The following is a 5,598-nucleotide window of genomic DNA, read 5'->3' as shown; positions in this document are numbered from 1 at the left end:
GACGGTTTTATCCTCTATGTGCATATTGCAGACGTCAGCCATTATGCGCCGTGGGATTCTGCGCTGGACCTTGAGGCAAGGCACAGGGGCACAAGCGTATATTTTCCGCACAAGGTAATCCCCATGCTTCCAAAGGAGCTTTCAAATAATCTATGCAGTCTTGTGCCCAGGGCAGACAGGCTGACAGTCACGGCTGAGATGCATTTTGACAGAGCAGGCGAACTTACAAAAAAGTCTTTTTATCCGAGCATCATATACAGCAATGAACGGATGACCTACACCTCAGTAAGCAAAATCCTTGTTGACAATGACCTCCACGAAAGGCGGAAATATACATATCTCATTGACAGCTTTGAGGTTATGGATGAACTCTGCGGGCTTCTGAGGAAGAAACGGATTGAGAGAGGAAGTCTTGATTTTGACCTGCCCGAGCCTGAGGTGCTCTTTGACATACAGGGCAGGCCTGAGGCGATAATCAAGGCAGAGCGGAGCTTAAGCCATGTCATTATTGAAGAGTTTATGATAGCGGCAAATGAGGCAGTTGCATCTTATCTTGAGGACCGAGGCATTCCTTCGCTTTACAGGATACACGAAAAGCCTGATACCTCCAAACTTGAAGAGCTTATACCTGTTTTTAACGCCCTCGGCTTACGCGCAAAAAAGACCGGTGTTACAGCGTTCCGTTCAATCCTTAAGGAGACAAAGGGAAAGCCTGAGGAGGCATTTTTAAACATTCTCCTGCTCAGGTCCCTTAAACAGGCAAAATATTCTACGGAAAATACCGGGCACTTCGGACTTGCATCAAAATGCTACACGCATTTTACATCGCCGATAAGGCGCTACCCTGACCTTGTTGTGCACAGGATACTCAAGGACTCTTTGAAAAATAAACTCACTGATAAAAAAATACAGCACATTAAAAAGCTCCTCCCTGATATAGCCGCACATTCTTCGCGCACAGAGCGTCTGGCTGACGAAGCTGAAAGGGAGGTCATCAGCGCCATGAGGGCCTGGTTTATGAAGGATAAGGTCGGGGATGAATACGACGGGCTTATAACCGATGTAACGCCTTACGGCTTAAAGATACAACTTAAGGATTTTTTTGTTGAGGGCTTTCTGCATGTCTCATACATGGCTGACGATTACTATAAATTTGATGAGAAAAACTACCGCCTTACAGGCAGGAACAGGAGAAAGACCTTTGCGCTGGGGCAGACAGTAAGCGTGCGCATAGAGCGTGTCAATATAGAAGAACGGGATATTGTGCTTGCCATGTCCGCGCCCCGCAGGGCGCATCCTATCCCGGGACTAAGATTAAGGTGATATCCCCTTGCGGCGACGCCATAGGATAGTAAACGGCATTTCCGCCCTTTACAAAAGAATACCCCCCGCCTGAATAATTAATTTCTACAGGAGGGCTGATGTCCATGGTCTTTCCCCTCTGCGCCATCTTTGCAATAATGTTACCGCAAGTTATATTGCAAAATTCCTTTGCTCCGTCAAGGATTGCCTCCCTGTTATCCTTTTTGACGTTTTCACCGATAATCTTGGAGGCAACCAGCCTTGACGCCTCAAGGGATGCGGAAACCGCACAATGATACTTAAGGCTTCCGAACAAATAGACTGATACAAGGAGATAATTCTTCTCAGGCTCTTTATTGCTTATGTATCCGTTGCCGAGTTTAATAGTCATCTGTGCCAGGCGCAGAAGCATTTTTTGAGTGATGTCCACCATGTCTTTTATAATCTCCGGGTTTGCCGCGCCTGACGGGACCATTATCCCCTCTGAGACAAACTTGCTTTGGTCTGCCTTGAATAATGCAAGCTCTCTTTCAAGAATCTCTGGACGTATAAAGCCTTTTTCAATCAACGCCTGCCCGATGAGTATGTGGTCATTTTTCTGCATGGTCAGTATCTCGTCAACCTGCGCCGGGGTCAGGATATTTAATTTTACGGCCAGCTCTCCGAACCGCATGTCCGTGTGCCTCTGCTCTGCCTGAATTTTTGCGATGTCTTTTTCAGTCAGATAGCCTTTTGACAGGGCGTAATCGCCGAATTTAAGCCTTTTGGACTCCTGATACTCAACCGCCTCAATAAGCTGTTCAGGCTTGATAATGTTTTTCTCAAGAAGAAACTGACCTATAAATTTTATTCCCATCTAATCCCCCAGTTATTATAATCAAAAAATTCCTCGAAGCTCTGCTTCGGAGTTAAGCTCTGTATTTTGCTTGTCATTCCCGCAAGCGAAGCGCGTCGGGAATCCTTCTTGAAGAAAGATTCCGGACAAGCCGGAATGACATAGTGAAAAGTCGTTTTTTTTCTCTGTGCCCTCTGTGGTGAAATTCTGTAGTTTCATATTCTTACAGCCCCTTCAATATCCCTACAATCGTCTCTGCCTCAAACGGCTTTGAGATGACATTCTTTGCGCCGAATTTAATCGCCTCCATGACCTTGTCGCCCACGCCTGCGGCAGAGGAGATTACCACAATCTTTGCGTCTTTGTTAATGCTCATTATCGCCCTTATCGCCTGAAGCCCGTCCATCTCAGGCATGATGAGGTCCATGCAGACAATATCCGGCTTTAATGAAGTAAAAAGTTTAATGCCTTCAAGCCCGTTTTTCCCGTGCCCCACTACCTGAAAAAGCCCTGACTCCTCCACAATTTTCTGAAGCTGTGTGGCAATGCTTACGCTGTCGTCAACCAAAAGCACCTTCTTTTTGTCCATAGATTGCTCCTTTCTAATAAATTGCTAATTATTTACAAATGTGCAGGTGGCGCACGAAACCGTCCAACAACACCTATCTGTCACCGCCCCTGCAGCTACCGGCGGCACCTGTGAACCAGATCAGGCAATTTTCATTAACATCCAATGCCTGCGCATTTGAATAGCCTATTGTTGAATACCCTGCACAAGCGCCTCTACAGGTCCCGCCGCTGATACTGGTGAAGAAACAATAATTTTGATTGGTTATCACTTGCACATTTCCAAAGGTAACCCATGAAGTACAGGTGCCTGTTCCACAGGCGCCTGTGGTAACAGCCACCGTATTGTAGTATCTGAGACCGCTGGTGTTGTTGTAAAGACTAACCCCGCTCTGCAGGCAGGAGTCAATAACATTTAATGTAAAAATCTTTGATGTAGTATTTGAGTTGGCATCAGTAAGCGTTACTGTAAAACTGTATACGTCGGCAGTAGTCGGGGTTCCTGAAATAACCCCGCCGGCAGTAGTAAGGCAAAGCCCTATATTTGAGGCGACTAAACGGACACTGCCTGCTGCGCAGGCGCCCCGCGCCTCGCCTGTGTCCCATGTATATGGGGATGTCCCGCCCGTGCCGCTAAGAGTTTTGCTGTAAGAAGCTCCTGTTTTAGCATCCGGCAAAGTCTGATTGGTTATAGCCAATGTCTCAAGAACATTCAAAGTAAACGCCTTTGAGGTTGCAACTGCATTGGCATCAGTAAGCGTTACAGTAAAATTATATACTCCGGCAGTAGTCGGGGTTCCTGAGAGGAGACCTGAAGCGCTGATAAGGCAGAGCCCCGTATTTGAGTCTGTTATAGGATACCTGCCGGCTGGACAGCCAAATGTGCCTATTGTCTGACCGCTTATTGCCCATGAGGTGTAGGGGGTTTGTCCGCCTGACGCCTGAAGCTGAACGCCTGTTGAATTGTAAGCGGTCCCCTGTTTGGCATCCGGCAGGGTTTGCGTAGTTATTGAAAACGAGCATGACATTGCGGACCGTATCTCATCAAGAGTTACATACTGGACTATATCGTCATATTGTAATGTATAGGACGCATCGCTTGACGCTTGTTCCCTTATCCAATAACAGGTTCCTGAAGAACAGGCCGGCCCTGCTGTCGGCTTGGTGGTTGTGCCGGCGCCATCAGCATCTTCACTGGTACTGTAAACAATAAATGCGATGTTGGATTTTGTGTTATAAGTGGAGCAGGTTGTATTGGTGCATTCAAATATTGTCCTGTCAGTTGTAGTGCGGTTGCAGGCATAAGTTGATGTCAGCACTAAGGTTGTATCTGCTCCGTATAACAGCGCCCGTCCCCAGGCATCAAGTTCCCTGCCGCCTGACGGACCGATAGTAGCCGGCAGATAACCGTACTTTACTGCATACCCCGACAATGCCTCTTTTGCCTGTTTTACCGCCTCCCTCGTTTCAATGATTTTCACCCTTTTTGTCAGCGGACCTACGAGATTCATTCCAATACCAATAAGAAGCCCTATAATCACAAGCACTATCGCAATCTCTATGAGGGTGAAACCGTGATGCGTGACGCGTAATGCGTAATGCGTAATGGGTGAACGGTGAACCAGCTTTACTGGCAGGCAAGCAGTGAACGGTGAACGGTTTTTTTGACGCTTTGAATAGCAGGTCTTCAGCATAAACTTATCTTAAAATATACCTGCTAATTCTATCGTTGTCAATTAGTTGCTGGGGTCAGGTCTTCAAACTTGACATAAAAATTTGTTTATGGTACTACTATTATCCTATGGCAAGACCATTAAGAATAGAATATGAAGGGGCTCTCTACCATATAGCCGCAAGAGGAAATGAAAGGAATCCGATATATAGAGGAGAAGGGGATTACCAAAAATTTCTAGAAATTTTGTCTAAACTTCCTCTCAGATATGGAATTATTCTTCATGGGTATGTATTGATGGAGAATCATTATCATCTGCTAATAGAGACTCCCAAAGGTAATATTACAAAAACAATGCATTGGCTTAATGCAACTTATACAGGATTTTTTAATCAGAAATACAAAAGAGCCGGGCATCTTTTCCAAGGCAGATACAAAGGGCTTTTGATAGAAAAAGAGAGATATTTAGTTGCGGTAAGCCGATACATTCATTTAAATCCAGTTAGGGCTTTGATGGTAAGGAAACCTGAGGGGTACCGATGGAGCAGTTATACTGAATATATAGGGAAAGAAAAAAAGAGTAAATGGCTTAGATGTGACTGGATACTTGGACAATATTCCCTGGATGACACAAGAGCAAGGAAACAATATAAGGCATTTGTTGAAGAAGGGTTGACTTTGAATGAGAACCCATTTAAAGAGCTTAAAGGTAGACTGATACTTGGGAACGAAGACTTAATAAATGGGATAAAAAAAAGGATAAAGCTAAAGAGGCACAGAGAGATACCAGAAAGCAAACGGCTTGTAAAAAGTATTAAATATGAAGATGTAATAACAGCAGTGACTAATAAATTTGAGATAAGTGGGGAGAAGATAAAAGAGACAGGCAAGCGCAACAATCTTGCAAGGAAAGTTAGTTTATATCTTTTGAGGTGGTATACTGATATGAGTAATGCGGAGATTGCTGAATATTTTGGGATAGGATACACAGCCGTAAGCCAGGCGGCAGCGAGACTTAGGGTTGAGTTGGAGAAAGACCGAAGATTGAAAAAAAGCATTCAAGAGATGGAGAAAGAATTACTATTATTAAGTGAAGAATGAAGACCTGACCCTAAAAATCGCAAAGCTCTTTAATGATATTGCGGACCTGCTTGAAATAAAGGGTGAGAACCCTTTCAGGATCAGGGCATACCGAAGGGCAAGCCAGAACATTGAGGGCTTT

At 45.0% G+C, this 5,598-nt stretch carries 6 protein-coding genes; 3 read left to right on the top strand and 3 right to left on the bottom strand.

Annotation, left to right across the window (positions count from 1 at the left end; all coding sequences use genetic code 11):
• The coding region (locus HZA10_00530) for a VacB/RNase II family 3'-5' exoribonuclease (GenBank protein MBI5194788.1) at window positions 1–1,323 on the top strand (1,323 nt) is incomplete at its 5' end.
• On the opposite strand, the gene HZA10_00525 is transcribed toward HZA10_00530, so the two are convergent.
• From HZA10_00525 to HZA10_00515, 3 genes are all read right to left on the bottom strand, one after another.
• Complete coding sequence (locus HZA10_00525; protein MBI5194787.1) at window positions 1,298–2,158, bottom strand: chemotaxis protein CheX; 861 nt, start codon at window positions 2,156–2,158, stop codon at window positions 1,298–1,300. The two genes, HZA10_00530 and HZA10_00525, sit on opposite strands and share 26 nt — an antisense overlap.
• A gap of 202 nt (window positions 2,159–2,360) precedes the next feature.
• Complete coding sequence (locus HZA10_00520) at window positions 2,361–2,726, bottom strand: response regulator (protein MBI5194786.1); 366 nt, start codon at window positions 2,724–2,726, stop codon at window positions 2,361–2,363.
• Between the two features lie 73 nt (window positions 2,727–2,799).
• Complete coding sequence (locus HZA10_00515; GenBank protein MBI5194785.1) at window positions 2,800–4,398, bottom strand: putative Ig domain-containing protein; 1,599 nt, start codon at window positions 4,396–4,398, stop codon at window positions 2,800–2,802.
• A 107-nt stretch (window positions 4,399–4,505) separates the two neighbouring features.
• On the opposite strand from HZA10_00515, the gene HZA10_00510 reads away from it, so the two are divergent.
• On the top strand, window positions 4,506–5,477 hold the full coding sequence (locus tag HZA10_00510; GenBank protein MBI5194784.1) for a transposase: 972 nt from the start codon (window positions 4,506–4,508) through the stop codon (window positions 5,475–5,477).
• On the top strand, window positions 5,467–5,598 hold a 132-nt coding region (locus HZA10_00505), incomplete at its 3' end, for a hypothetical protein (GenBank protein ID MBI5194783.1). The genes HZA10_00510 and HZA10_00505, both read left to right, overlap by 11 nt.

Source organism: Nitrospirota bacterium, assembly GCA_016212185.1.
GTDB lineage: Bacteria > Nitrospirota > Thermodesulfovibrionia > UBA6902 > DSMQ01 > JACRGX01.
The sequence above is the reverse complement of the archived record's forward strand: the minus strand, read 5'-3'. Positions and strand labels throughout refer to the sequence as shown.

Bases quoted from the DNA above. Each gene is read 5' to 3' on its own strand.
- HZA10_00525 (MBI5194787.1), bottom strand. From the start codon at position 2,158: ATGGGAATAAAATTTATAGGTCAGTTTCTTCTTGAGAAAAACATTATC.
- HZA10_00520 (MBI5194786.1), bottom strand. From the start codon at position 2,726: ATGGACAAAAAGAAGGTGCTTTTGGTTGACGACAGCGTAAGCATTGCC.
- HZA10_00515 (MBI5194785.1), bottom strand. From the start codon at position 4,398: ATGCTGAAGACCTGCTATTCAAAGCGTCAAAAAAACCGTTCACCGTTC.
- HZA10_00510 (MBI5194784.1), top strand. From the start codon at position 4,506: ATGGCAAGACCATTAAGAATAGAATATGAAGGGGCTCTCTACCATATA.